26 protein-coding genes are annotated in these 24567 nt (G+C 56.0%); 10 read left to right on the forward strand and 16 right to left on the reverse strand.

Annotation, left to right across the window (positions count from 1 at the left end):
• Positions 1–205: 205 nt before the first annotated feature.
• Complete coding sequence (locus OHJ17_RS21825; RefSeq protein ID WP_004151383.1) at positions 206–664, forward strand: YbaK/EbsC family protein; 459 nt, start codon at positions 206–208, stop codon at positions 662–664.
• 5 nt (positions 665–669) lie between these two features.
• Here the strand turns inward: OHJ17_RS21825 and bglJ are convergent, their stop codons facing one another.
• The 4 genes from bglJ to pobA all read right to left on the reverse strand — a co-directional run bounded on the left by bglJ (position 670) and on the right by pobA (position 4375).
• Positions 670–1344 carry a DNA-binding transcriptional activator BglJ gene (gene bglJ / locus OHJ17_RS21830; RefSeq protein WP_012737371.1) on the reverse strand — a complete coding sequence of 225 codons (675 nt, stop codon included), beginning with the start codon at positions 1342–1344 and terminating at the stop codon, positions 670–672.
• Positions 1305–2027, reverse strand: coding sequence for a helix-turn-helix transcriptional regulator (locus OHJ17_RS21835; protein ID WP_002887645.1), 723 nt, complete (start codon positions 2025–2027; stop codon positions 1305–1307). Before OHJ17_RS21835 ends, bglJ begins: the two co-directional genes overlap by 40 nt.
• A 265-nt stretch (positions 2028–2292) precedes the next feature.
• On the reverse strand, positions 2293–3174 hold the full coding sequence (locus OHJ17_RS21840) for a helix-turn-helix domain-containing protein (protein WP_009485342.1): 882 nt from the start codon (positions 3172–3174) through the stop codon (positions 2293–2295).
• 16 nt (positions 3175–3190) lie between these two features.
• Complete coding sequence (pobA, locus tag OHJ17_RS21845) at positions 3191–4375, reverse strand: 4-hydroxybenzoate 3-monooxygenase (RefSeq protein ID WP_004178539.1); 1185 nt, start codon at positions 4373–4375, stop codon at positions 3191–3193.
• A 103-nt stretch (positions 4376–4478) separates the two neighbouring features.
• On the opposite strand from pobA, the gene OHJ17_RS21850 reads away from it, so the two are divergent.
• From OHJ17_RS21850 to opgB, 7 genes are all read left to right on the forward strand, one after another.
• Entirely contained in the window at positions 4479–4613 is a 135-nt protein-coding gene (locus OHJ17_RS21850) for a hypothetical protein (protein WP_254910869.1), read from the forward strand.
• Positions 4614–4654: 41 nt separating this feature from the next.
• Positions 4655–5431, forward strand: coding sequence for a threonine/serine exporter family protein (locus tag OHJ17_RS21855; protein ID WP_004146059.1), 777 nt, complete (start codon positions 4655–4657; stop codon positions 5429–5431).
• Positions 5422–5895 (forward strand): threonine/serine exporter, encoded by a 474-nt coding sequence (locus OHJ17_RS21860; protein WP_002887631.1) that lies wholly within the window; start codon positions 5422–5424, stop codon positions 5893–5895. Before OHJ17_RS21855 ends, OHJ17_RS21860 begins: the two co-directional genes overlap by 10 nt.
• Before the next feature lie 102 nt (positions 5896–5997).
• Positions 5998–6537 (forward strand): primosomal protein DnaT, encoded by a 540-nt coding sequence (dnaT, locus tag OHJ17_RS21865; RefSeq protein ID WP_002887624.1) that lies wholly within the window; start codon positions 5998–6000, stop codon positions 6535–6537.
• Between the two features lie 2 nt (positions 6538–6539).
• On the forward strand, positions 6540–7277 hold the full coding sequence (dnaC, locus tag OHJ17_RS21870; protein WP_002887623.1) for a DNA replication protein DnaC: 738 nt from the start codon (positions 6540–6542) through the stop codon (positions 7275–7277).
• Between the two features lie 65 nt (positions 7278–7342).
• Positions 7343–7834 (forward strand): YjjA family protein, encoded by a 492-nt coding sequence (locus tag OHJ17_RS21875; protein ID WP_002887620.1) that lies wholly within the window; start codon positions 7343–7345, stop codon positions 7832–7834.
• Between the two features lie 257 nt (positions 7835–8091).
• Positions 8092–10383, forward strand: a complete 2292-nt coding sequence (gene opgB / locus OHJ17_RS21880; protein WP_032433820.1) for a phosphatidylglycerol--membrane-oligosaccharide glycerophosphotransferase — start codon at positions 8092–8094, stop codon at positions 10381–10383.
• A 54-nt stretch (positions 10384–10437) separates the two neighbouring features.
• On the opposite strand, the gene OHJ17_RS21885 is transcribed toward opgB, so the two are convergent.
• The 9 genes from OHJ17_RS21885 to OHJ17_RS21925 all read right to left on the reverse strand — a co-directional run bounded on the left by OHJ17_RS21885 (position 10438) and on the right by OHJ17_RS21925 (position 19947).
• Positions 10438–11382, reverse strand: a complete 945-nt coding sequence (locus OHJ17_RS21885) for an Rpn family recombination-promoting nuclease/putative transposase (RefSeq protein ID WP_072196887.1) — start codon at positions 11380–11382, stop codon at positions 10438–10440.
• A gap of 133 nt (positions 11383–11515) precedes the next feature.
• Entirely contained in the window at positions 11516–12526 is a 1011-nt protein-coding gene (locus tag OHJ17_RS21890; protein ID WP_004178531.1) for an SIS domain-containing protein, read from the reverse strand.
• Between the two features lie 17 nt (positions 12527–12543).
• The gene (locus OHJ17_RS21895; RefSeq protein ID WP_032433819.1) at positions 12544–13605 is read right to left on the reverse strand and encodes an SIS domain-containing protein; all 1062 of its coding nucleotides are present in this window, start codon (positions 13603–13605) and stop codon (positions 12544–12546) included.
• 12 nt (positions 13606–13617) lie between these two features.
• Positions 13618–14469 carry a PTS system mannose/fructose/sorbose family transporter subunit IID gene (locus tag OHJ17_RS21900; protein ID WP_004146068.1) on the reverse strand — a complete coding sequence of 284 codons (852 nt, stop codon included), beginning with the start codon at positions 14467–14469 and terminating at the stop codon, positions 13618–13620.
• Positions 14447–15226 (reverse strand): PTS mannose/fructose/sorbose/N-acetylgalactosamine transporter subunit IIC, encoded by a 780-nt coding sequence (locus tag OHJ17_RS21905; RefSeq protein ID WP_002887608.1) that lies wholly within the window; start codon positions 15224–15226, stop codon positions 14447–14449. Before OHJ17_RS21905 ends, OHJ17_RS21900 begins: the two co-directional genes overlap by 23 nt.
• A 16-nt stretch (positions 15227–15242) precedes the next feature.
• A complete protein-coding gene (locus OHJ17_RS21910) occupies positions 15243–15713 on the reverse strand; it encodes a PTS sugar transporter subunit IIB (RefSeq protein WP_002887607.1) in 471 nt (156 codons plus the stop codon).
• A 14-nt stretch (positions 15714–15727) separates the two neighbouring features.
• The gene (locus OHJ17_RS21915; protein ID WP_004177518.1) at positions 15728–16150 is read right to left on the reverse strand and encodes a PTS sugar transporter subunit IIA; all 423 of its coding nucleotides are present in this window, start codon (positions 16148–16150) and stop codon (positions 15728–15730) included.
• A 100-nt stretch (positions 16151–16250) separates the two neighbouring features.
• Positions 16251–19016, reverse strand: a complete 2766-nt coding sequence (locus tag OHJ17_RS21920) for a sigma 54-interacting transcriptional regulator (RefSeq protein ID WP_009485347.1) — start codon at positions 19014–19016, stop codon at positions 16251–16253.
• Between the two features lie 100 nt (positions 19017–19116).
• Positions 19117–19947: a GNAT family N-acetyltransferase gene (locus OHJ17_RS21925; protein ID WP_004178524.1), complete on the reverse strand. Its 831-nt coding sequence runs from the start codon at positions 19945–19947 to the stop codon at positions 19117–19119.
• A gap of 32 nt (positions 19948–19979) precedes the next feature.
• Between OHJ17_RS21925 and OHJ17_RS21930 the strand changes: the two genes are divergently transcribed.
• Together OHJ17_RS21930 and OHJ17_RS21935 are read left to right on the forward strand one after the other, a co-directional pair.
• The gene (locus OHJ17_RS21930) at positions 19980–20513 is read left to right on the forward strand and encodes a GNAT family N-acetyltransferase (RefSeq protein WP_002887560.1); all 534 of its coding nucleotides are present in this window, start codon (positions 19980–19982) and stop codon (positions 20511–20513) included.
• Positions 20514–20582: 69 nt separating this feature from the next.
• Positions 20583–21446: a MurR/RpiR family transcriptional regulator gene (locus tag OHJ17_RS21935; protein WP_004177525.1), complete on the forward strand. Its 864-nt coding sequence runs from the start codon at positions 20583–20585 to the stop codon at positions 21444–21446.
• Here OHJ17_RS21935 and OHJ17_RS21940 read toward each other — a convergent pair.
• From OHJ17_RS21940 to OHJ17_RS21950, 3 genes are read right to left on the reverse strand one after another with little or no spacing between them, the layout of a single operon-like run.
• The gene (locus tag OHJ17_RS21940) at positions 21443–22042 is read right to left on the reverse strand and encodes a 2-dehydro-3-deoxy-6-phosphogalactonate aldolase (RefSeq protein ID WP_004178521.1); all 600 of its coding nucleotides are present in this window, start codon (positions 22040–22042) and stop codon (positions 21443–21445) included. The two genes, OHJ17_RS21935 and OHJ17_RS21940, sit on opposite strands and share 4 nt — an antisense overlap.
• A complete protein-coding gene (locus OHJ17_RS21945) occupies positions 22029–22901 on the reverse strand; it encodes a 2-dehydro-3-deoxygalactonokinase (protein ID WP_004182854.1) in 873 nt (290 codons plus the stop codon). The genes OHJ17_RS21940 and OHJ17_RS21945 overlap by 14 nt, the downstream gene beginning before the upstream one ends.
• Positions 22902–22910: 9 nt before the next feature.
• Positions 22911–24398 carry a sodium:solute symporter family protein gene (locus tag OHJ17_RS21950; protein ID WP_004151389.1) on the reverse strand — a complete coding sequence of 496 codons (1488 nt, stop codon included), beginning with the start codon at positions 24396–24398 and terminating at the stop codon, positions 22911–22913.
• Positions 24399–24567 lie beyond the last annotated feature (169 nt).

Below are 24567 nucleotides of genomic sequence, written 5' to 3' on the forward strand. Positions count from 1 at the left end.
ACACGGCTCTTTTGTTATAAATAAAAGGAGAAGTGACTGTTCCAGTATTCATCTCAATGCAGATAACCGCAACCGGTTACAGTAACCGGTTACGGCGATTGTGAAGGAGATCGACAAAATAGAAAGAATCTGGATTGTCCGCGCTGATATTTACACTCCGCCAGGCTTGTGACAGATTTAACCAGGCTTAAATCAGGAGAATCCAATGAGTCTGCAGTCTGTACGGCAGTTTTTTGCCGAACACGCCCCCGATATCGAAATTATTGAGTTAAATCAGAGTACCGCCACCGTCGCACTTGCCGCTGCCGCACACAACGTTGAGCCGGGGCAAATTGCCAAAACGCTGTCGCTCAAGATCAAAGATAAGATTGTACTGATCGTCGCCAGGGGCGATGCGCGGCTGGATAATAAAAAGCTGAAAGAGACCTTTGGCGCGAAAGCACGCATGCTAAGCAGCGATGAAGTGGTTACCTGGACCGGTCATCCGGTCGGCGGCGTTTGCCCGTTTGGTCTGGAAAACCCGCTGGCAGTCTACTGCGACGTCTCTCTCAGACATTATCAGGAAGTACTACCCGCAGCGGGAGCCATCCATAGCGCGGTTCGCATTGAACCAGAACGCATGGCGCAGCTCACCGATGCAACATGGGTAGATGTGTGTTTATAGACGCATTACGCTACCTGTTTAACGGCGCTGGTCGTACTATTGAGCGGTAAATGCAACAGGATATCCGCCGCGTTTAATAAACCAATGTCTGAGCGAACTCCGAGCTTGGTCATGGCGTTAAACTTATGCGCGCGGATCGTTTTAATATTCCGGTTGAGCTGTATCGCAATATCAGAAAGCGAATATCCCCACGACATATACCGAAGGATGGCGTGCTCCGTCGGGCTTAGCGGATCGTTGCACGCCTCTCTGTCGCAAAATTGTTCGCTGCCGCTGAGATGATGATTGTCCAGTAGCTGCAGCAAACACTCCTGTAGCCCGCGTCGCGGCGCGGATTTATTCAGTATGCCGTGCAAACAGGCCGGCATAAGATGGCCGATCAGGTGCATTTCACTTTCATTATTAGCCAGAATAATCGTTTGGACTTCCGGCCGGCACCGCGCCATTTCATGAACAAAGAGCAGACTCTCGGCTCGTGAAGAACGACTTCCCGAAAGAGAAAAAATAATGGTTGACCAGGGAAACGGTATTTCCGCCGCCCTGAGCATACTGACATTTTTAAACAGATGAATATGATAACGGCGATTATCTTCACGACTAAAGATATAGCGCCATGCCATTTCCGTCATCACGCATTTTTCTACGATGGCGACATGGCGGGTTGTACTATTTTTTTCCATTCCATTTGCTCCCCGTAAGCTGAATTGATATTCAGCTCTTGCATTCCCTGCGCGCTGTTGATCCAGGCATACATTTCAGCGTTGCTGCGTAGCGATAAGCGACGCATTGCGCTGTTTTTCTGCGCGCTGATCGTCTTATTACTCTTTTTCAACAGCGCGGCGATCTGGTTTATTCCCCACCCCTTCGCCAGAAGGCGCAGAACTTTACGCTCTGAAAGAGTGAGCATCGCCGCAGAGTGGTAGCTTGCGAAATCGCTGTCCTCATCCCCGGCAAACAGCGTACGGCTAATCTGTTCAGCCGCACGGCTACCGGCGCAAATCACCTCAATCAGCCGGTTAACCGGCTCGCTCTCGGAGATCAACGAGCTTTCAGGACGAATTAATAGCTCAACGGCCAACGGATAGAGGCTGTCGCTGACCATAAAAACCCAGTGAATATCACGGTACTGAGTCATGAGGGAGTAATAACGCTCGCAGACGGCTCGGGGGTGCGCAATCTCGCCGGAGATATCCGCGACAACCAGCACCGCCCGCCGCAGTTGTAAAAGGGTGAGCTCATCATGAGAACGACAAAAACTCAGTTCGTAATCAGGGAGGTTCTCATTGAAGATCACCTTTAACCCTGATTGCATGACGGGAATTTTACTAATAACGACGCCAAACTTACCTTGTCCTGGTAACATAACACCTCCGCTTCCTGTCGAAGTTCCTTCGCTTGCCTGCAAACGATCGGCGAGCGACTTTATCGCCATATCATTTCCTGGATGAATATTAAAATCATATTCATGGCCTGCGCACACGATATACGTAACGACCGAACCGTGGTCATACCGTGTAAAATATTATTGCCGTGTATACTTGCGATTAATATTAACACAGACGTTCCTGCGCTAATAAATTAGAAAAGATAAAAACATTATTTAGCAAAAATAATTTCAGTACTGAACATTATGAAGCATTATCTTTAATTGTTTCTCTAAATGCTTTGGGTGACATACCGCTATAGCGACGGAAAAAACGCGAAAAATAGGCTGCATCGCTAAACCCCAAATAATCAGAGAGTTGTGTAATCGTCATGCGGGTGTACTGCAGATTGCGTCGCGCTTCAAGCATCAACCGCTGATGCAATACTCCAAGAGCGCTACAGCCATAAAACTCACGACATAAATAATTTAAGTGCGTAACCGACAGTCCAATCAGCTTCGCATACTCCGCCAACGGGAGATGCTGTCGGTAGTGGCTCTCGATAAGGCGGGCGAAGTGGCGCATCATGCTGCGCTTCCGCTCCGCTTTATCTTCCGCGGGGGACGCGGGATGGCACTGTCGGTTCAGCCAGACCAACAGCGTCCCCAGCAGCGAATAGAGCATCATTTCTCGCGCATCGTGCTCTTCGCAGTACTCCTCGCGAAGCGCTGAAAACAGCGTATGCATGCGCCCGCGAGAACGGCCCACCGGCACACACTGCGGCACGCTAAGCACATCCAGAGGGCGACCGAACTGATTTTCAAACCGGCTCAGCAGCGGCAGCGCCAGAGAGAGCACAAACCCTTGCGTCCCGGGTGAAAAATTAAACCCGTGAATACAGAGGGCGGGAACCACCTGGATGCAGGACTCCGTCATCACCTCGGTGGCACCTTCAATTTCGATCTCCGCCCGCCCCTGATGCAGATAGAGAAGCTGGACCATTTCCGCATGCTGATGGACGCGAATATGCCACTGATACAGGCTGCTGCGCTGTAAAATCGACTCACAGTGCAGCAGGTCCGGCGTCGGCCAGCCGCACTCTTCGCCATACAGCTTAAATACGGGCACGGTTTGAACGAACGGCATGATGACTCCTCTTAATTCAGGCGACACGCTCCATGGGCAAGCCCACGTAGTTTTCCGCGATGGTGGTCAGCCCGGCGCGCGAGCCCAGATAGTAGCGGCGGTCGGCGGCCTGCATTTTAGCGTCGAACGCGTTCTGATCCGGAAAATCATGCAGCAGGCGGGTCATAAACCAGCTAAAGCGTTCCCCTTTCCAGACCCGATCCAGCGCCAGTTGCGAGTAGGTCGCCAGCAGATCGCTGCGGCCACGATGGTAGTATTCGCGCAGAATCCGCCACAGATAGTTCACGTCCGATGCCGCCAGATTTAATCCTTTCGCCCCGGTTGGCGGAACGATATGCGCCGCATCCCCCACCAGGAACAACCGCCCATATTGCATCGGCTCCACGACGAAGCTTCGCAGGGGGGCAATGCTCTTCTCAAGTGAGTGACCAGTCACTAACCTGGATGCCAGCTCCTCCGGCAAGCGGCTTTTCAGCTCCTGCCAGAAGCGCTCGTCCGACCATGCTTCAACCTTATCGCTCAGCGGAACCTGCAGATAATAGCGGCTGCGAGTCAGTGAGCGTTGACTGCACAATACAAACCCCCGCTGATGGTGCGCATAAATAAGCTCCGGATTGACCGGCGGCGTATCCGCCAGCAGGCCTAGCCAGCCAAACGGCCACACGCTCTCGTAGGTCTGCAAAATGCCAGCTGGAATACTTTGCCGCGATACGCCGTGGAAACCGTCGCAACCGGCAATAAAATCGCACTCCAGACGGCAGGTTTCCCCTTCGCTGAGGTAGGTGATCGTCGGCCGGTCGCTTTTGGCGTCATGGATAGCCACCTCGCTCACGCCATAGACGATCGGCGCGCCGCTGGCGGCCCGGGCAGCCATCAGATCGCGGGTGACTTCGGTCTGGCCATAAACCATTACGCTCTTACCGTCGGTTAGCTCGCTCAGTGCGACGGGCACCCGCTGGCCGTCAAACAGAAACTCCACCCCATGATGCACCAGGCCTTCGGCATCCATCCGCTGCGCCACGCCCGCTTCGCGCAGCAGATCAACGGTACCGCTTTCCAGAATTCCCGCGCGGATGCGCCCCAGCACATACTGCGGCGTTTGACGCTCAAGGATCACGGTATGGATCCCGGCGTTGTGCAGCAACTGCCCCAGCAGCAGCCCGGAGGGGCCCGCGCCAATAATCGCGACCTGTGTCTTCATAGGGATGTCTCACTCTTGCAGGGTTAATTATTTGTATAATTTTTGTTTAATAAAAGTGCTTTTCTGCATTTTTGATAAGTCAGTGGGGAAAAAGAAGGGATGAATGGCGACAAAAATTGCACTTTTCACCAAACTGGCAAAAGTGTGGGATGCTTCAAATTCTGCCGCCCCGCAGACCGGGAATTTTTGCACATTATTTGATCCCACCCCCCTCAGCCGCCACTGCGCTTCAGGTTAAAGTATCGGCAGATACCAGGCGTCGTGGACAATAGAGGAAGTATGCAGGTTGATCGGACACAGCAGCGGGCAATCACACGTTTATGCATCCAGTGTGGTCTTTTTCTGTTACAGCACGGCGCCGAGAGTGCGCTGGTGGAGGAACTGTCAACACGTCTCGGGCTGGCGTTGGGGATGGACAGCGTTGAAAGCGCCATCTCTTCGAATGCCATCGTCCTGACCACCATTAAAAATGGCGAATGTCTTACCTCTACGCGCAAAAATGTCGATCGCGGCATTAATATGCATGTGGTGACGGAAGTGCAGCACATTGTGATCCTCGCCGAGCATAAGCTGCTGGACTATCGCGACGTCGAGAAGCGTTTTGCGCAGATCGTTCCCCTGCGCTATCCGCGCTGGCTGCTGGTGCTGATGGTGGGTCTTTCCTGCGCCTGTTTCTGCAAACTGAATAACGGCGGTTGGGATGGAGCGCTGGTCAGCTTCTGCGCCAGCACGGTAGCCATGTACATTCGCCAGGTGCTGACCCATCGCTCCATGCATCCGCAGATCAACTTCTGCATCACCGCCTTTGTCGCCACCACCATCTCCGGGCTGCTGCTGCGCCTCCCGGCGTTTGCCAGCACGCCGACCATTGCCATGGCCGCCAGCGTTCTGCTGCTGGTCCCGGGTTTTCCATTAATCAATGCCGTCGCCGATATGTTTAAAGGGCATATCAATACCGGACTCGCCCGCTGGGCGATCGCCAGCCTGCTAACCCTCGCCACCTGCATTGGCGTGGTGATGGCCATGACCGTATGGGGGTTGCGCGGATGGGCATAATCTCATTTATTTTTGCGCTGGCGGAAGACATGCTGCTGGCGGCGATCCCCGCCGTCGGGTTTGCGATGGTCTTTAATGTCCCTCAGCGCGCTCTGCGCTGGTGCGCGCTGCTGGGGGCGATTGGCCATGGCTCGCGTATGATCATGATGAGCGCCGGTTTTAACATTGAATGGGCCACCTTTCTCGCCGCTCTGCTGGTGGGCAGCATTGGCATTCAATGGTCGCGCTGGTATCTGGCGCATCCGAAGATTTTTACCGTCGCCGCCGTGATCCCGATGTTTCCTGGCATCTCAGCCTACACGGCGATGATTTCCGCGGTAAAAATCAGTCATTTTGGTTATTCGGAAGAGATGATGATTTTGCTGCTGAGCAATTTTTTAAAGGCCTCTTCGATTGTGGGCGCCCTTTCGATTGGCCTGTCGATACCCGGCCTGTGGCTGTATCGTAAGCGTCCTCGCGTCTAACCCCGACGTCGCGGTTAATCCGCGACGCTCCTTCCGCGATGGCCTCTGTGCTACTATGTGCAGATCACCCCACTCTTTGCAGTTCAGAGTTGAGATAGAGTTATGTCTTCGCGAATTTTAACCTCCCATTTTAGCGGCCTGGAAGAGTTCCTCCAGCAGCACGCGGCGCTGCTGGCAAAATCGACTGACGGCACCGTTGCCGTTTTTGCCAATAACGCGCCGGCATTCTATGCGCTGACGCCAGCGCGGCTGGCGCAACTGCTGGAGCTGGAAGCCAGGCTGGCGCGCCCCGGCAGCGACATCGCGCTTGACCCGCAGTTTTTCGAGGAGCCCGCCGCGGCGCCGGTTGCGGTGCCGATGGGCAAATTTGCTATGTACGCCGGGTGGCAGCCTGACGCCGATTTTCAGCGCCTGGCCGCGCTGTGGGGCATTGCCCTGAGCCAGCCGGTTACCCCCGAAGAGCTGGCCGCTTTCGTCGCTTACTGGCAGGCGGAAGGTAAAGTCTTTCACCACGTGCAGTGGCAGCAGAAGCTGGCGCGTAGCGTGCAAATCAGCCGCGCCAGCAACGGCGGACAGCCGAAGCGCGATGTGAACAGCGTTAGCGAACCCGACAGCCATATTCCGCGAGGTTTCCGAGGATGAGCATGAAAAACGTTGGCGACCTGATGAAACGCCTGCAGAAAATGATGCCGGCACATATTGAACCGGCGTTTAAAACCGGCGAAGAGCTGCTGGCCTGGCAAAAAGAGCAAGGCCGGCTGCGTTCCGAAGCGCTGGAGCGAGAGAATCGCGCGATGAAAATGCAGCGCACCTTCAACCGCTCGGGGATCCGCCCGCTGCATCAGAACTGCTCCTTTGATAACTATCGCGTCGAGTGCGAGGGGCAGATGAATGCGCTCGCCCGGGCGCGCCAGTACGTGGAAGAGTTCGATGGCAATATCGCCAGCTTTATCTTCTCCGGTAAACCGGGCACTGGCAAAAACCACCTGGCGGCAGCCATTTGCAACGAGCTGCTGCTGCGCGGGAAGTCGGTCTTAATCATCACCGTGGCCGATATTATGTCGGCGATGAAAGATACCTTCGGCAACCGGGAAACGAGCGAAGAACAGTTGCTTAACGACCTCAGCATGGTCGACCTGCTGGTGATCGATGAAATTGGTATGCAGACGGAGTCTCGCTATGAAAAGGTCATTATCAATCAGATAGTTGACCGGCGCTCATCCTCCAAACGACCTACCGGGATGCTCACCAACAGCAATATGGAAGAGATGAACAAACTGCTCGGCGAGCGGGTGATGGACCGTATGCGGCTCGGCAACAGCCTGTGGGTTATCTTCAATTGGGAAAGTTACCGGCACCGCGTTACAGGCAAGGAGTATTAAGAGATTTCCGGGCGACGACGGCGTTATACTAAAGCGATTATTCAGTCACGCTTATGAGTCCGTCTATGAAATCGTTTAAAAATAGCGTTATTGCCGCGCTTGCCGTTAGCGCGTTTACCCTCTCTGGCGCCCACGCCGCCTCCTGGCAGGATTCCCTTAACAGCGCTGCCAGCCAGCTCAGCGGCAGTAACGCCCAGGCCAGCGGCGGCATGTCCGTCTCCTCGCTAACCAGCCTGCTCAACGGCAGCAGCCAATCCCTGACCGCCAGCAGCATGAATAATGCGGCCGGGATACTGTCATATTGCGCGAAACAGAAGCTGGCCTCCGTGACCAGCGCCGATAACGTCAAAAATCAGGTGCTGGATAAACTGGGGCTTAGCACGCCGGAAAAACAAAAACAGGACACCAGCTATCTGGATGGCCTGCAGGGGCTGCTCAACAGCAAAAACGGCCAGCAGTTGGACCTGAATACGCTCGGCAATAGCTCGCTGGCGAAACAGGTAAAAACCAAAGCCTGCGATCTGGTCTTAAAACAGGGTGTTAATTTCCTCTCCTGATCCTGACTGACAAGGCCGCATTTGTTGCCTTCGCGGCGGCGCCGCGGCCTGAAACGCTTTTTTTTGCAGTTTTCCTGTTCCGTTTTCCCATTTCGCCCGATGCGATGCCGATCAAAAAAGGCAACTTCTAAACCAATTCTGAATAACTGCACACTTTCATGACGCTAGAATTGCAGCAAGATGGCGCTGCAATTACAGTGGGGCTTGAAAAGTAATCTGTTCTGCCAGCCGATAACTGGCATTAATGAGGATGAGCTGTGTCAGAGTTGTTATCCATCGCCTTATTTTTAGCTTCGGTGGTGCTGTATGCCTGGAAAGCGGGTCGTAACACCTGGTGGTTTGCCGCCACGCTCACGGTGTTAGGCCTGTTCGTGGTGCTGAATATCACCCTCTACGCCAGTGACTACTTCACCGGCGACGGCATCAACGACGCGGTACTCTACACTCTGACCAACAGCCTGACCGGCGCCGGGATCGGCAAATATATACTGCCGGGGGTCGGCGTGGCCGTCGCACTGGTCGCCGTCTTTGGCGCCCTCGGCTGGGTGCTGCGCCGCCGTCGGCATCATCCTCATCACGTCGGTTACAGCCTGGCGGCGCTACTGCTGGCGCTGGCCTCCGTTGATGCCAGCCCGGCCTTCCATCAGATCAGCGAGCTGGTGAAATCCCAGTCACGCGAGGGCGATCCAGACTTTGCCGCGTACTATAAAGAGCCGTCGAAGCAAATCGACAATCCGCAGCTGAACCTGGTCTATATCTATGGCGAAAGTCTCGAGCGCACCTATTTTGATAACGACGCCTTCCCCAACCTCACCCCTGAGCTTGGCAGAATTAAAGCTGAGGCCATTGATTTCAGCAATACCATGCAGCTGCCGGGGACCGATTACACTATCGCCGGCATGGTCGCCTCACAGTGCGGCATTCCGCTGTTCGCGCCGTTCGAAGGTAATGCCTCAGCCTCAGTCTCCAGCTTCTTTCCACAGAATATTTGCCTTGGCGATATTCTGAAGAACTCCGGTTACGAGAATTACTTTGTGCAGGGGGCTAACCTGCGCTTTGCCGGCAAAGACGTGTTTCTTAAATCCCACGGCTTCGATCATCTGTACGGGGCGGAAGAGCTAAAAACTACGGTGGCGGATCCTACCTACCGCAACGACTGGGGCTTCTATGACGACACTGTGCTCAACGAGACCTGGAAAAAATTCGAAGAACTGTCGCAGTCCGGGAAACGCTTCTCGCTCTTCGCCCTGACGGTGGATACCCACCATCCCGACGGTTTTATCTCACGCACCTGCGAGCGTAAACGCTATGATGTGGACGGCAAGAAAAACCTCTCTTTCAGCGCCGTTAGCTGCAGTCAGGAACATATCGCCGCGCTGATAGAGAAGATTAAAGCCTCACCCTATTTCAAAAACACGGTCATCGTGGTCTCTTCCGATCACCTGGCCATGAAGAACAGCGCCTGGGATTATCTCAACAAGCACGATCGCAGCAATCTGTTCTTCGTCCTGCGCGGCGATAAACCGCAGCAGGAGACCCTGGCGGTGAAACGCAACACCATGGATAACGGCGCGACGGTGCTGGATATTCTCGGCGGCGATAACTATATCGGCCTCGGGCGTAGCAGCCTCTCCGGCCAGTCGCTCTCCGGTATTTTCATGAATATGAAAGAGAAAGTCCTGGCATGGAAGCCTGACGTGATCCGCCTGTGGAATTTCCCCAAAGAAATGAAGAATTTCACCATCGACTCGCAGAAAAATATGATCGCTTTCTCCGGCAGCCATTTCCGCCTGCCGCTGCTGCTGCGGGTATCTGACCAGCGCGTAGAACCGCTGCCAGAGAGTGAATACTCTGCGCCGCTGCGCTTCCAGCTGGCCGATTTCGCGCCACGGGATAATTTCGTGTGGGTCGATCGCTGCTATAAAATGGGCCAGCTGTGGTCGCCTGAGCTGGCGCTCTCCACCGACTGGTGCGTCTCGCAGGGACAGCTGGGGGGTGAGCAGAAGGTCCAGCACGTTGATAAGCCGCAGTGGCAAGGCAAGACCGCCTTCAGGGACACCCTTATCGATATGGAGCGCTATAAGGGCAACGTCGATACGCTGAAAATTGTCGACAACGATATTCGCTATAAGGCCGACAGCTTCGTGTTTAACGTCGCTGGCGCCCCGGAAGAGGTTAAACAGTTCAGCGGTATTTCGCGTCCCGAGTCGTGGGGGCGGTGGTCCAATGCTCAGTTGGGCAGCGACGTGAAGATTGAATATAAAGAGCCGCTACCGGAGAAATTTGATCTGGTGATCACCGCCAAAGCTTATGGCCCAAACGCTAATAAGCCGATTCCGGTGCGAGTTGGAGAAAGTGAGCAAGTGCTCACTCTGGATAATGACGTGACTACCACGACGCTGCATTTTGACAACCCAACGCGCAGCAACACGCTGATCATCACCCCGCCGGACCCGCAAACCACTAACGAGGGCAATATCCTCGGCCACTCCCCGCGTCAGTTGGGGATCGGCATGGTGGAGATTAAAGTGGTGAAAAGCGAAGGCTAACGCAATCCTGCCCGGCGGATTTTCGTGCCGGGCAGCGGTTGTCGTGGCAGGACGTTAACCACACAGCGGCTGTAGTTCATCAGCCGACAGTCCGGTGATCTTCTGTACTATCTCTTTGTCGAGGCCATTCTGTAACATACTGCCGGCAATGCGCAGCGCCTCGCGTCGGCTGCCTTCCTGCAAGCCCTCCAGGTGCCCTTCTTCCCGGCCTTCCAGTCGGCCTTGTTGCCGACCTTCCTGCTTAAGCTTTTGCGCGATAGACATCAATGTCTCCTCATACTGTGGCAGACGGCGGGCCAGCCGGCGGAGAAACACGCCCGGCTCGGCCGTATTACCGTACTGCAGCATATAGTGAAACAGCATTCTCAACTGCCGACGGTTAGTGTATCCCAGCATCACAACGGCCGCCAACGACTCCGTTATGTCGCTGAGATCGCGCTGGCGAATATGTTTTTGCATCAGCTCCAGCAAGGCGACTCGCCGATGTTGCACGATGTCATCGTCCGGCATCACCGTCACGTCGATCAATGGAAACGGACAGCCATACAGCGTCTTCGCCAGCTGCGGGTCGGCAAATTCATCCAGCCAGTTGAGGGAAAAAGGATACGGACTGGTTGCACCGTGATAAAAAAGCATCGGCACCACCAGCGGCAGCGTTTTGTGCCCGGCATCCAGGTGGCGCTGCATTGCGGCAATCGCATAGCGCATCAGGCGAAAGGCCATATGGCTATCCGGTGAGCTCTGGTGCTCTATCACCACGTAAACATACCCCGTGCCGCAGGTGGTCTGCACCGACCAGAGGACATCTGAATACCAGGCGCGCAGATCCTCATCGATAAAGCTCGCCGATTGCAGCCTCAGGGTAGAGAAATCGCACCGCTGACGGATCGCTTCGGGAAGGTAGAGGGTGAGGAAATCAGTCGCTGTCTCCGGGTGACGAAGAAATCGCTTAAAGACCGCATCGTGCGGCGTCGAGGTCATCCGTTTTTTCATGGCCATCCGCTTGCCTGAAAGAGAAGGTAAGCCGGACTCTATCACCGGTTTTTACCCGGTTGGGTTTGACGACAATTTTCTGGGAAGCGCCTCGGAGAATAGCATGGCGGCCAGCCCGGCTGGCCGCCATCAACACGGCTTAGTAATCAAACTGCCGGTAGTAACGGCGGATATTGAGGTCGTGGCCGGTATGGTGTTCAAAGTGGGCCGCCAGCCGGTCCACCAGCAGGGTGGACACCACGCACGGCGCCATAATCCAGCGGAACGCGTCATCAATGCCGTTCAGCGGATAGTCGCGCGGGTCGATAACCACCAGATGGTCAGTTATTTTTTCGGCAAAACGCTCGACGCGTTCGTCCAGCGCCCGGCATCTCCCCTCGCCTTTCACCAGAAACAGCGGAACCTCTTTTTCCAGCAGCTCCAGGGTGCCGTGGAAAAATTCAGCGGAGCTCACCGACTTCGTCCGCTTCCACTGCATCTCTTCGAGAATACACATTGAGAACAGATAGACCTCGCCCCACATTTCCGCGCCGCCAATCCACATCATATAGTCGCAGTCATGGTATTGCGCGGCAATGCTATCCGCTCGGGGATCGAACTGGCGTTTCGCCTGCAGGAGATTTTCCGGCAGTAACTCGAGCTGGCTGGCAAATCGCGCATAATCAGCAAACTCGCCGTGACGAAAAATGACGCGGAAGAATAACCAGTACAGCAGCATATATTCATATTCCACGCCATTTTTGTGGCACATCGGAATATGCCAGCTGGCGGCGGCAGCCAATGGCGAGTCGGCGTGACGAGTAATGGCCACCACGCGGATCCCCTGTGCCTTGCACCATTCGGCAATGGCGACCGACTCTTTGGTATCGCCGGATTTAGATAACGTAACGACAACCGCATCTTTATTTAATTTTTTATGTCCGCGATGGATTAACTCCGCGGCCTGTTCAAGATATACCGGCACGCTGGTTAATTCTTTGGCAAATTCATTAATTGCCATCATCGGCGCCAGGGAACCACCTACCGAAGCAAAAAATAATGCGCTACAGCCGCTGTCATAAATATCGTCGGCTACGGTTTCAGCCTGTTTACGCGCAGCGATGATCTCGCGAGCACTGGTCAGGTACTCGTCCTGATTAAAACCCAACATAGTTTTCTCCTGAATATTCAGATTTTACTTTTTAAGACGCGGTCAAAATCGTCGAAAATACGTTTAGCCAGATCGATGCCTTTCAGTCCTGCGGTATGCCAGGCGAGCATCTGCACTGGGACAATCAGCAGCAGAGGCGCCAGGTGATGCTCGCACGGACAGTTTAGCGCCAGCGTTTGAGCATCCTCTTCGTCACCCAGCGTCAGGGTAAAGGCCCGGCCAATGGACGGCGCCAGATAGTCGCGCAGCGCCCGGGTTCGCGCGTCCGGCTTATCTTCAATAAACAGCATCACATGGCGGGCATTGGCTTCCAGATAGGGGCCATGCATATAGGCTTCCAGCTCAAAGCCGCTGGAAGGCACGCGCACCGTCTCGGTAAATTTGGTTTCGAACTCCTTCGCCACGCCAACCAGCGCGCCGTAGCCGGTGGCGACAAAGCGCTCGCCGCTGCGCAGCGTTTCGCTATGGCGGTCAATAAAGCGCGAGGTGCGGACGATAACCTCCGGGATCGCCGCTACCAGCCGCTGCAATTCAGCGAGATAGTGCTGCTCCTCGACCTCGCTGGCTTTCTCCTGCTTACGAGCAATGATCAGCGCTATCAGCAACAGGTTGAGCACCGTCGCGCTAAAGCCGCGGGTCACAAACCCTACGCTCTCGATCCCGGTATTAATATCCAGAACGCCATCGCTGGCGCCTCCTATCGGGCTTTGCGGATCTGAGGTCAGGGCGAAAACCGACTTGCCGGAAGCCTGTACCTTACGCATCGCCTCCAGCGTCGACGCGCTTTTTCCGCTCTGTGAAATCGCCACCACCAGATCGGCATGCGGGTCGATCGCGTCGTAATGGGTGAAGTTGTACGGCTCTTTAATGTCAAGCAGCACACCGAAGCGTTGCTCAAAGAAATAGCGCGCGCACAGCGCGGCATTCAGCGACGATCCGGTCGCGAGCAATAATATCCGCCGTACCGGGTGCTGGCGGACGAAGGTTTCAATCGGCGCCAGCTTTTGCCGGTAGTCGCGCAGGATCTGCGCCAGGCAGGCCGGCTCTTCACTGATATATGTCATCATTGTTGGTCGCATAGCTCACTCCCGTTAAAACAATCCGATCCACGAACCCAGAATGCCCACCAGCGCCATGCCGCCAATAATTGAGAGCGGTTTAACTTTCCGTCCCAGTAGCCAGTAGACGATGCCAAAACTCACCAACGGCAGCATGCAGGGCAGAATGTCGTTGATAATGTCCTGTACCTGGGTTTTGGCCTCCCCGGCGCCGAAGGAGAGAGGAATGGTGATATCGATCATTGAAGCGGTCATCGCCCCGACTACCATCAGACCGATAATCGACGCCCCGTAGGTCAGGCTCTCCATCATTCCGCTCTTCTGGATCCGCTGCAGGACCCCGGTGCCCAGTACGTAGCCCCAGCGGGTAAAACACCAGCGCACCAGAATGTGCGGCACGTTAAACACCAGCAGAAACAGGATCGGCCCGAGGATGTTGCCCTTCAGCGCCAGGCTGGTGCCGATCCCGGTGGCGATGAGGCGCAGCGTCCCCCAGAAGAAAGAGTCACCCAGCCCGGCTAACGGTCCCATCAGTGAGGCTTTGACGTTATCAATCGCAGTGGCATCCATGTTTTTCTGCTGACTGTTTTTCTCTTCCATCGCCGTGGTGATCCCCAGCAGCAGGGTGACGATATGCGGCGTGGTATTGAAAAAAACCAGATGCCGCTTCAGCGCTGCGGCCAGCTCCTCTCTGCGCGGATAGAGCTTCTTCAGCACCGGGATCAACGCGTAAACAAAGGCGAGATTCATCTGCCGCTCATAGTTCCACGAGAACTCCATCTGGAAAGAGCGCCAGAACACCCGGCGTAAATCGCGCGGCGTAATCCGGGTTTCTTCCTGCGCCTGCGGCTGCAGGGTCTCTTCAGAAATCATCTTCGTCGTCATCGCTGACTCCTTGTTCTGTCGTGATACGAGGTGAATTCAACGCGGTGACGTTAACCATGACCACCGCCACGATAGCGCCGAGAATGGCGATACCGGTCACCGGGATTTTCAAATAGGCCATCAGCACAAAACCGAGGAAAAAATACGGCGCCACTTTCTTGTTAATCAGCAGCCTGGCGAGCATCGCGAAGCCGAGGGCCGGGATGATGCCGGTGGCGACGCTGAGCCCATGTTTGATAAATTCCGGGATCGTATCGAGCAGGGATTTCACCGCGTTGCTGCCCACCAGGAATGAGACGGTGACCACCGCGGCAAGCATCAGCGACAGGCCGAATCCGGCAATCAAATGCATCCGCTCAATGCCGCGGAGATCCGCCCGTTCCGCATACCCGTCCGCCTTTTGGCTAAGCATTGGAATGAACATCCCCAGATAGATGTTTTTCAGGATCAAAGTCAGCGTGGCGATAGGCAGGCCAAGCAGCAACGCCGTTTCTGTGCCTGCGCCAGAGGTAATGGCGAACGCCACGCCGAGAATACCGCCGGTCACCACGTCGGGCGGGATCGAGGCGCCAACGGAGAAAGAGCCGATAAACGCCAGCTCCAGCGTCGCGCCCATAATGACGCCGGTCTGTACATCCCCCAGCACCAGCCCGGTCAGCAGCCCGGTGACGATAGGCCGTGAAATTAGCGACGTCCCTAAGGCATATTCCGATTGCGCGATAAACGCCACCAGACCCAGTAAGAGAGCCTCTACCATAATCTGTCCTCCGGAATTACACGCATTCCGCAAAAAGCTGTTTGCGATCGTTCGGGACCTGGCGAATCTCCACTTCGACGCCCTTGCCCACCAGTTGTTGTAGCTGTTCTATTTCTGTCGGCAGTAAATTAATCGCCTTAGAGATATTTTTACTGCCCTCTTTAGCCTTTATTCCGCCAAGATTTATGCTTTTTATTTCGTCGATGGCGCTGGCAATACGCCAGGCGTCATTAACCGACTCCACAACAATAAATAAATTATATTTATCGGTAACCCCGCTTTTTATTGCCTCAATAGAATCATTTATATTTTTAATCACCAGCTTCACCGAGGGCGGTTTGGCAAGCTTAATGGTGGTTTTCCGCAACTCATCGCCAGGGACGCTATCGTTGGCGATTAAAATACAATCGGCGCCGACATATTGGGTCCAGGAAAAGGCCACCTGGCCGTGAAGTAATCGATGGTCTACCCTTAATAATGTAATCATCATGCTTCCTCATTTCAGAAGTCTTTATCCATAGTCATCGCGCTGGCAATCGTTTGATTGCAGTACTGAATGCTCTCTTTGGCGTTTGTTAATGCCTCGGTAATTAATTTTTCGGTATCGTCTTCCGCTGCGGAAATCAGCAAGTCAATAATTAACGGCAGATTTAAACCGGATAATAAATGGAAATGTGGGCGAGATAAAAAACGAACAAACTCGTTATTCACGCTACCGGCAAAAATATCCGTAATCACGATCAACTCATCCTGCGCCGGGAAACGCGCCACTAGCGCTTCCACCTGCTGCGTCAGATCGACCTCTTCTTCCACGTAGGCACACAAGGTATGTATATCGGGTTGTTTACCAAGGATCAGTTCCACGGAGTTCAACAAACCGTTAGCAAAGCTGCCATGGCTGGCAAAAATATAGTGTCGTTTCATCCTTACCTCGAAAGCGCATTCCACTGCTTTCTTAATTGCAACCGACGTGCCAGAAACAGTGGCGCGTCGGCTAACGCAAGGATAAAAAAGAAGAGATGTGTTAAAAGTCTTGATCTTCCTGAATAAATTCCGTTTCCCGCGTCAGGATATCGTGAATGTAGCAGAGCTCTACAACGGGAATTTTGACACTATACCCGCTCTCTATGACACTAAAGGCCTCGCGTAGCGTAGCCAGCTCGCGATCCGGACACTGCCCTCCAGTGTATTGGGCTGGGGAAGCGTGACGAATTAATCGCTCTATCAGACAGCTGATATGCACATACAGCGCGACCTTACGATCGTTAGGTACATCGCGCCCGGCCAGATGCTCATAGCGCAGCAAAAACTGCTCAACCTGGTTGATCACCTTAGCCGTATCGAGGATCGTCACCGACTCGATCACCCGGCGCAGCGAAAAGTTTTTCAGGATCAGGTTGTTGATCTCGCTGACCTGCTCCGCCGTCGCCAGTTCGCCAAAAATGCGCATCAGCGGACGACTCCCTTCGCCAGAGATCAGCGAATCCAGCGAGATCCATGGTAGATCGGCAAGATGCGGATCCAGGGTGCCGACGATCGCCAGCACCTCATAGCGGCTTAGCATCGGCTCCCGTCGCGCGGGATCGGCAAGGGTCTCCACATCGCAGGCCACAATATCAATGCCAAGCGCTTCAGGAATGCTGGCTTTTAACAGCGCCGACAGATTCGCCGCCGCGCCCAGACCGGTCGCGCAGGTGGTTAAAATCGCCCGCGGCTTATCGGTTTGCGGGTAATAGAGCTGGTGCTCAACCGCAAGGTCATCGCCGATCTCGCGGACGATATCTTCCAGCATAACGCCCTGCAAAATGCGCTCCCCGACGTACATCGCCATACCGGTGGAGACATTGTTGATGATCGCCATCGGCGTACTCAGGCGACGATTAAAATGGCGGTGAATGGCGTTCAGCGATCCCATGTCGACCAGGATTATCAATCCTGATGCCAGAGCATGGCTCTCTATGTAGGCCATCACCTGGTTAGCGATAGCCTCCGGCGTCACGTCCAGCGGCATATCGAATGACTCAAAGAGCTGGCTTTTCAGCAAGCGGTTTGCCACGTTGGCGATGCTGCTGGCGGTAGCGTAACCGTGAGCGAGAATTATCGCCCGGGTCACCTGCTGCTGGCTGATGGCGCCATTCTTGTGGAACCACAGCACTAACAGCAGCAGGTCGATACGCTGGGGTTCAATATCCAGCTTCAGCGTCAACGCACCGAGGATCGCTTCGCAAAAGCGATACAGCAGCGGAAACTTCTGTACCAGGAAGTCCTCCAGCTGGCGGGCTTTTTCATTGTTTATCGTGGACTGCGCCTGTCGGGATCGGTGGATCAGGTAGTGGCTCAGCGCGTAGAGGCAGTTGCCGTTAAACTGGATATTGAAGCGCTTTTCCAGGCGATAATACTCCTCCCGAACCTGATGAGCGATCAGCAGCAGCATCTGCGGGCTACTGGAGTCATGATTATCAAAGATCAGCCGATCGAAGAGGGTTTCAATCTCTTCCCCCATGCTCCTTTGCGCCTCTTCCCAGACCGTTTTTTTATTCAGCACCGCTTCATACTGCGCCAGAACCCGACACTGAACGTCATAGATCAGCCCCTGTACCGGGTCGCGCGCACGCAGCAGCCAGACCAGGCTGGTCTGCGGCTCGATCAGCAGCGGCTCCTGCTGGCCCATCGCTTCGCTGAGCGCTGGCGTCGCGGCCATGACATTCTCCGGCAGATCGTGCAGCCTCACGGTCAGCATTTCGCGGCCCGGAGACCTGGCCCAGGCTGACGCCACGGCGTATTTCACCACATTCTTCAGCTCGCCGACGTTGCCCCGATAAACATACTGCGTCAGGACCTGCAACAGTCGCGGCGTTAGTTGCAGCCGGGCGGCAAGCGTGCGCGCCTCCTGCCAGAAAAACTGTAGCGTTAGCGCCTCCTTCTCCTCGCGGCTACGGTGTTGAAGATCGGGCAAGCTAACCAGGATCGGAATTCGGCGCAGGAAGGTGGTGAGAAAAGTGCTGTGAATATCTTCGGTGGTGGCAAACACCAACCGCAGCGAAATCGGCAAGCCTTGCGCGGTCTCCCCCACCCGGTAGATCTCCTTACGATCCAGCCAGGTGAACAGCTTCTCCTGCCCCTGAGCATCCAGGCGATGGACCTCATCGAGAAACAGCATCCCGCCGTTTGCCGCCTCAAACGCCCCCGCTTTATCGCTCTGCGCACCGGTAAACGCGCCTTTGACGTAGCCAAACAGGTTGGCGGCCAGCAGCTCCGGATTACTCGCATACTGCGCGCAGTTAAAGCTCACAAAGGGGGCATCGGGCGCCAGCAGCTCCTGGGCGATGGCGAACTCATGCATCAGCTCAGCCATATAGCTTTTGCCGGTCCCGCTGTCGCCGGTAATAAGCAGCGGTAGCCCGCCGTTAGGATAAAACAGCGCGGTTTTCATCTGCTCAATCGGTTTACGCAGGCTGCCGTCATGCCCGGTCAGCAACGAAAAATGGTCCGCCTGCTCCGGCTGGCGGTCGCTCTCCGCGAGTAACTCCGCCATGCTGGCATACTCACTGCGGGAAAGCGGGTAGAACTGCTGGCAAAAGGCTTTTTTATGCAGAAAATAGACCGGCCGGGTGTTGATTTTCACCAGCACGTCCTGAGCGACCAGCTGATTGAGATAATGGCTGGCGGTATTTCTTTGCATCGCGAAACGCCGGGCCAGCCAGCTGGCGGTAAAGACCTCGCTCAGGTTATCCGGATCGAAAAAATCGGTCTGATTTTGCAAAAAAGCCAACAGTTCCGTTTTACGCATCGCATCCCCCTCTTCGCCATTACGAAGGGATATGATGCGGGAAAAGAGAGGCTTATCGACGGCCCGTGCTGTTTTTTTGCGGTCCAGCGCACACTCCTGGCTAAGCCGACTTCGCGTCGGCCAGATCCATCGTCATTTCATACTGCTGCAGCGAGAGCGGCGTATAACCGGCCGCGGCAAACAGCGGCGTAAAAGTTTCCGGGACCGTCACCGAAGTACCAATGCCCGGGAACTGCTGCGCCAGCGCCATCAGCAGCTCACGCGCCAGCCCCTGGCGGCGGGCGGCGGGCTCCACCCACAAAAACGACAGTACAGGGCGCGAGCCCGCCGTCGTTAGAACCGCGAAGGCGCGCTGTTCCAGCGTCACGACCTGACATGGCAGAGTGGCGAAGGTGAGCGGATCCAGCAGCCAGGGAAGCTGGCTGTTACTCTCCTCAATGGCGCGCCGAAGCAGGGACAGGGTGGGATAAAGCTGTAATACGCCCGGCACCGGGGCCAGAAGTTCTGTACTCAGGTAGCCGCAGAGCCCATAGCGTCGCGTAAAGCCCAGCGACTGATACAGCGCGACGGCCGCATGGTTATCGCGGATCACCTCCAGGAATACCGTCTCGATCCCCTGCTGTTGCAAAAGCATCAGCAGCTCCTGCATCAGTTTCCGGCCCAGGCCTTTGCCGCGCCAGGCCGGGCGCAGGGCAAAGGCCGCCAGGCGAGCGGCACTCCCCCGGCGCGCGACGATCGCGATCGCCGCCGGTTCATCTCCGGCCAGCCAGACGCGGGAATCGACCAGGCTCATCCCCTCGGCGCTAAAACGCTGAACAAATCCCTCTACCGACTGGGTAACAGGCACCAGGTAGGCTTCAAAACAGGCGTTGAGAATATCCGTTAACTGCACGCTGCTGAACTGCGTGGCGGGAACGGCGGTCAGCTCCATACTTTTCTCCCGAAGGCTGCTATGCTGAGGTGATGAAAACTAACACTATAACTGCCGGTGCCGTATTACGCCTGACTCAGGAGAGCGATATCGCCCTTCTGCCCGCCATTGAACGTTCTGCCGCCCAGGCATTTCGCCAGATCCCTTCTCTCGCCTGGCTGGCGGACAGCGAGGTGATTAGCGTTGCGCGCCATCATGATTATCTGGAAACGGAGCATAGCCTGCTGGCGGTAGCCGCCGGGCAACCCGTTGGCTTTATTCTGACCGAACCGCTCGACGATGCGTTATTTATCGTCGAAGTCGCCGTCCACCAGGCCTGGCAGCAACAGGGCATCGGCCGGATGCTGCTGGAGCGGGTTATTGAGAGCGCACGGCAGATGGGCTACCCGGCGGTAACCCTCACCACCTTCCGCGAGGTGCCGTGGAATGCGCCGTTTTATACCCGTCTGGGATTCGCCATGCTCGATGAGCTGACCCTGCCCGCCGGGCTGGCGGCAAAAAGGGAACAGGAGACCCGGCACGGCCTGCCGCCCGAGTCGCGCTGCGCCATGCGCCTGGCGTTGTAGACTTCAGCACTGATTTCAGCGGCGCAATATGGTACAAAGTACCATTCAAAACTTACCCGTTGTTACCGTATGTCCTGGTCAATCGATATTATTTCCTGCATAACCGATCGCTTTGTGGAACTCACGGCGACCGAAAAACGCATTGCGCAGTTTATTCTCGATGATGTCGCGGCGGCGGCGGAGCTGCCCATCGCCGAGATAGCGCGTCTGACGCAAACCAGCCAGGCTTCGGTCACCCGTTTTGCCCGGGCGCTCGGCTGTAAAGACGTCCGCGAGCTGAAGATGAAGCTTGCGCAATCTCTTGCGGTCGGCCAGCGGTTTATCCTCGATGTTCCGGATCTCGAAGGCGTCCAGGGGATCTATGAGTCAATCATCAGCGTACTGGAGACCAACCGGCGGGCGCTGGATATCGAGGCGCTGAAGCGCGCGGTGAGCTGGCTGAGCGATGCGCGGCAGATCCTCGCCCTGGGGATGGGCGGCGGTTCGACCATCTGCGCTCAGGAAATTCAGTATCGCCTGTTTCGCCTCGGTCTGCCGGTAGTCAGCCAGAGCGATGGTCTGCTGGTACGCATGATGAGCTCGGCGGTGACGCCGCAGGATGTGGTGATCGTGCTGTCTCTGGGCGGCTATACCCGGGAAATCATCGAGAGCGCGGCGATTGCCAGCCAGTACGGCGCGAAGGTTATTGCGATTACCCCCGCCGGAACGCCGCTGGCTGAACAGGCGGATCTGGTGCTACCGCTGCTGGTACGGGAAAACGACTATATCTTTAAGCCCAGCACTTCCCGTTACGCGATGCTGGCGATGGTCGATGTGCTGGCCACCGAACTGGCGATGGCCAACAAAACCCAGGCAAAAGGCAAATTACGCCGTATTAAGCTGGCGCTCGACAGCCACCGCGGCGGCGTCGATCGGCAGCCGCTGGGGGACTAACTTTTACTGGCGGAGATAAACCTCTCCGCCTGCTCGCGGGTACGTTCCACGGCCTGTCCGGCGCGATAAAGATCGCTGCCCAGACCGGCACCGGCGCACCCCGCCTGTATCCAGGTCGCCAGACTTTCCGGCGTCACGCCGCCGACCGCCAGCACCGGCACCTCCGGCGGCAACACCGCTTTTAGCGCGCGAATATAGTCCGCGCCGAATGCTGATGACGGAAAGATTTTCAGCCATTGCGCCCCGGCATCCAGCGCGCTAAACGCCTCGGAGGCCGTCGCGCAGCCGGCGCACACCAGCATCCCCTTATCTACCGCGCGGCGGATCACCGCCGGGGCCGTATTGGGCGTCACGATAAGTTTCGCCCCAGCTTCAGCGAGAAAATCAACCTGTTCAACCTTCAGCACCGTTCCCGCGCCAATCATCGCCCGCTCGCCAAACTGACGCACCATCGCCGGAATACTTTGCTGCCAGTCCGGCGAATTGAGCGGGATTTCGATATAGCGAAAGCCTGCATTTATTAGCGTCTCAATATGATCTGCCGCCTCAGCGGGTTGAATGCCGCGTAAAATCGCCACCAGCTTAATCTTGTCCATCAATCATCCTCGCTATACCCGAAAGAAACGCCGCCTCGCCGGAGCAACAGGAAACGGCTAACCCACGCGCCGCCATCGCCTGCTGATAACGGGCGTTGAGCGAGTGCTCACCAACCAGCACCACGCGGCTGGCGCGATAGCGTTCGCTGAATGTCGCCACCTCCGCGCCAATCAACAGCCCGGAGAGATAATCGCTCACCGAAGTCGCCGCCAGCGCGCCTAACACCCGCGCGGCGCGGGCGCTAAAAAGCCCGGACAATAACGCCGGCTGATTTAACCCTTTTTCTATACCGAGGGCGAAAGAGGCTTCATCCGGGAACTGCGCAGGCAGTTGCTGGCCGAGCAGCGAATGGTTAAGCAGCAGGTGATGCAGTTCGCCGGTCATCGCCGTGGCGAACTGGCGCACCACGCCGTTTTGCACCTGCACCCATTTGCAGTGGGTGCCGGGCATCACGTAACACTCCGCGGGCATCAGTTGCCAGGCGCCCAGCAGCTGCGTTTCTTCACCGCGCATTACGTCGTAATCTGCAGCCTGCGCCACTTTCAGCCCCGGCACGATCCACACTTTTTCCGCCACCTCATATAACTGACCGTTGAGTGCCTCCAGCGCCAGCGGGCAGGCCAGATAAGGCACCGGTTGCCAACCGGCATCGCTGCCGATCATGCCCGCCATCACCACCGGCAGCGCGGGGTCGCCGCGCCACGGCGCTAGCTGCTGCTGAAATACCGTTTCGGCGCGCTGCCCGTTCAGACGCGTGACGCCGCAGGGCAGTTTCAGCTTGTCGATGCATTCGCCATCACGCATCCGCCATGCCCGCAGCTGGGTGGAGCCCCAATCGACGGCAATATACTCGTTCATGATTGCCCCTTACCCGCGTGAGGTATGACGTTTGCCAATCGGCAGCGGCGGCGGCGTTGGGCGGCTTTCACGCTCGCGGGTAATCATCTCCAGCGCCTGCTCGCGGCTCATGCTGCTGGCCGGGGTCAGTAACGTCACCACAACCGAGGCCACCAGGCTCGTCAGCACCGCCGGAATACACGGGTTGCCCCAGAACGCCAGCCAGTCGCTATCCACCAGCACCGCAACCGATGCCCCGGCGCCGCCGGCCAGCGCGGCGACCGCGCCCTGCCAGTTAAAGCGTGTCCAGAAACGGCCAAGCATGGTGCAGATAAACATCCCGGACATAATCATCGAGATCATTTTGGTGATGTAGCTGATGATGTCGTTGGAGGTCAGGGCAAACAGCAGCGCCAGCGCAATCACCAGAACCAGGAAGATCCGCGACAGGCGAATCGCTTTCTCCGGCGCGGGCATATGGCCGGTCACCAGGGTGTAGAGGTCGCGCAGCATAATGGACACCGCGGCGATGGCATCAGAGCTACCGGAAGACATATTGGCCGACATCCCGGCAATCAGGATCGCCATCGCCAGCACCGGCGGCAGCACCTGAGTGGCAAACAAGAAAGCGAAGCCGCTGTTCTCCAGCTGCGGGTTCATGGTCCATACCGCCATACCGATGATCGCCGGCAGGAAGGAGAAGCCCAGATACAGCAGGCCGGTAATGGTAAAGGACTGGCGCACCGAGGAGACGGTCTTCGCCGAGTAAATACGCTGGCGATAAGAAGGCGTCGCCAGCACGCCGACGCCGATCACCATCGCCAATGATAGCGCCGGCAACACGCCTAATTTATCGACCGCGAACAGGCTTTGCGCCGCCGGATCGACGGCCTGCTGAATATGGTTCCAGCCGCCAACGTGATGAACCGCCAGTATCGCCATTAAAATAAAGCCCACGAACAGCACGATCGATTGAATGGTATCGATCCACACCACCGCGGAATAGCCGCCAATACCGACATAAACCACAAAAGCCAGCGCGATAATAATTTTCGCGACATTAATATCAATGCCGCTGGCCCACGCCAGGTATAATCCGCCGCCTAATATATGCGCCCCCAGCCAGCCTATAGAGGCAATAAAAATAAGTATTGCGACGAGGTTTTTTATAATTTTACTGCCGCCAGTGTAATACGACATTTCTTCACTCATGGTCATGAAGCGAAGTTTACGTACCGGCGCGAATAACCATGCCACCAGCAGAATCCCCACCGCGCCGCCGAGGCCGTAAAGCATCCCGGCCCAGCCGTTGCTGTAGCCAAAGCCGACGGCGCCGACGCTGGAGCCGGTCCCCACCATGGTGCCGACCGTCGAACCGAGAGTGAGGATCATCGGCAGCGAACGACCGCCAAGTAAAAAGTCTTCGCCGGTTTTCTGTTTGCGCGAAACGTACCAGCCTAAGGTAATCATCGCGCAGGCATAAACGGAAAACCAAATCATAAATGACATATTATTCATGGCTCACATCCAGACGTAATAAATAATATTCGTGCCGCTGAATATTATGAGTTAACAGGAACCATGCCTGAAAAAAGGCATAGCGAACCCAGTGGCACCGATTTATTTATTCACTCTGGTGCCGATATCACACTTTTTTGATGCTCCCTCCCGCAAAGGGAGGGATTTA

The organism is Klebsiella sp. KP20-425-1 (assembly GCF_025813515.1).
In the GTDB taxonomy this organism is placed as follows: domain Bacteria; phylum Pseudomonadota; class Gammaproteobacteria; order Enterobacterales; family Enterobacteriaceae; genus Klebsiella; species Klebsiella pneumoniae.

Coding starts and splice junctions, on each gene's coding strand:
- OHJ17_RS21825 (WP_004151383.1), top strand. CDS start 206: ATGAGTCTGCAGTCTGTACGGCAGTTTTTTGCCGAACACGCCCCCGAT.
- bglJ (WP_012737371.1), bottom strand. CDS start 1,344: ATGGAAAAAAATAGTACAACCCGCCATGTCGCCATCGTAGAAAAATGC.
- OHJ17_RS21835 (WP_002887645.1), bottom strand. CDS start 2,027: ATGTTACCAGGACAAGGTAAGTTTGGCGTCGTTATTAGTAAAATTCCC.
- OHJ17_RS21840 (WP_009485342.1), bottom strand. CDS start 3,174: ATGCCGTTCGTTCAAACCGTGCCCGTATTTAAGCTGTATGGCGAAGAG.
- pobA (WP_004178539.1), bottom strand. CDS start 4,375: ATGAAGACACAGGTCGCGATTATTGGCGCGGGCCCCTCCGGGCTGCTG.
- OHJ17_RS21850 (WP_254910869.1), top strand. CDS start 4,479: ATGGCGACAAAAATTGCACTTTTCACCAAACTGGCAAAAGTGTGGGAT.
- OHJ17_RS21855 (WP_004146059.1), top strand. CDS start 4,655: ATGCAGGTTGATCGGACACAGCAGCGGGCAATCACACGTTTATGCATC.
- OHJ17_RS21860 (WP_002887631.1), top strand. CDS start 5,422: ATGGGCATAATCTCATTTATTTTTGCGCTGGCGGAAGACATGCTGCTG.
- dnaT (WP_002887624.1), top strand. CDS start 5,998: ATGTCTTCGCGAATTTTAACCTCCCATTTTAGCGGCCTGGAAGAGTTC.
- dnaC (WP_002887623.1), top strand. CDS start 6,540: ATGAAAAACGTTGGCGACCTGATGAAACGCCTGCAGAAAATGATGCCG.
- OHJ17_RS21875 (WP_002887620.1), top strand. CDS start 7,343: ATGAAATCGTTTAAAAATAGCGTTATTGCCGCGCTTGCCGTTAGCGCG.
- OHJ17_RS21885 (WP_072196887.1), bottom strand. CDS start 11,382: ATGGCCATGAAAAAACGGATGACCTCGACGCCGCACGATGCGGTCTTT.
- OHJ17_RS21890 (WP_004178531.1), bottom strand. CDS start 12,526: ATGTTGGGTTTTAATCAGGACGAGTACCTGACCAGTGCTCGCGAGATC.
- OHJ17_RS21895 (WP_032433819.1), bottom strand. CDS start 13,605: ATGCGACCAACAATGATGACATATATCAGTGAAGAGCCGGCCTGCCTG.
- OHJ17_RS21900 (WP_004146068.1), bottom strand. CDS start 14,469: ATGACGACGAAGATGATTTCTGAAGAGACCCTGCAGCCGCAGGCGCAG.
- OHJ17_RS21905 (WP_002887608.1), bottom strand. CDS start 15,226: ATGGTAGAGGCTCTCTTACTGGGTCTGGTGGCGTTTATCGCGCAATCG.
- OHJ17_RS21910 (WP_002887607.1), bottom strand. CDS start 15,713: ATGATTACATTATTAAGGGTAGACCATCGATTACTTCACGGCCAGGTG.
- OHJ17_RS21915 (WP_004177518.1), bottom strand. CDS start 16,150: ATGAAACGACACTATATTTTTGCCAGCCATGGCAGCTTTGCTAACGGT.
- OHJ17_RS21920 (WP_009485347.1), bottom strand. CDS start 19,016: ATGCGTAAAACGGAACTGTTGGCTTTTTTGCAAAATCAGACCGATTTT.
- OHJ17_RS21925 (WP_004178524.1), bottom strand. CDS start 19,947: ATGGAGCTGACCGCCGTTCCCGCCACGCAGTTCAGCAGCGTGCAGTTA.
- OHJ17_RS21930 (WP_002887560.1), top strand. CDS start 19,980: ATGAAAACTAACACTATAACTGCCGGTGCCGTATTACGCCTGACTCAG.
- OHJ17_RS21935 (WP_004177525.1), top strand. CDS start 20,583: ATGTCCTGGTCAATCGATATTATTTCCTGCATAACCGATCGCTTTGTG.
- OHJ17_RS21940 (WP_004178521.1), bottom strand. CDS start 22,042: ATGGACAAGATTAAGCTGGTGGCGATTTTACGCGGCATTCAACCCGCT.
- OHJ17_RS21945 (WP_004182854.1), bottom strand. CDS start 22,901: ATGAACGAGTATATTGCCGTCGATTGGGGCTCCACCCAGCTGCGGGCA.
- OHJ17_RS21950 (WP_004151389.1), bottom strand. CDS start 24,398: ATGAATAATATGTCATTTATGATTTGGTTTTCCGTTTATGCCTGCGCG.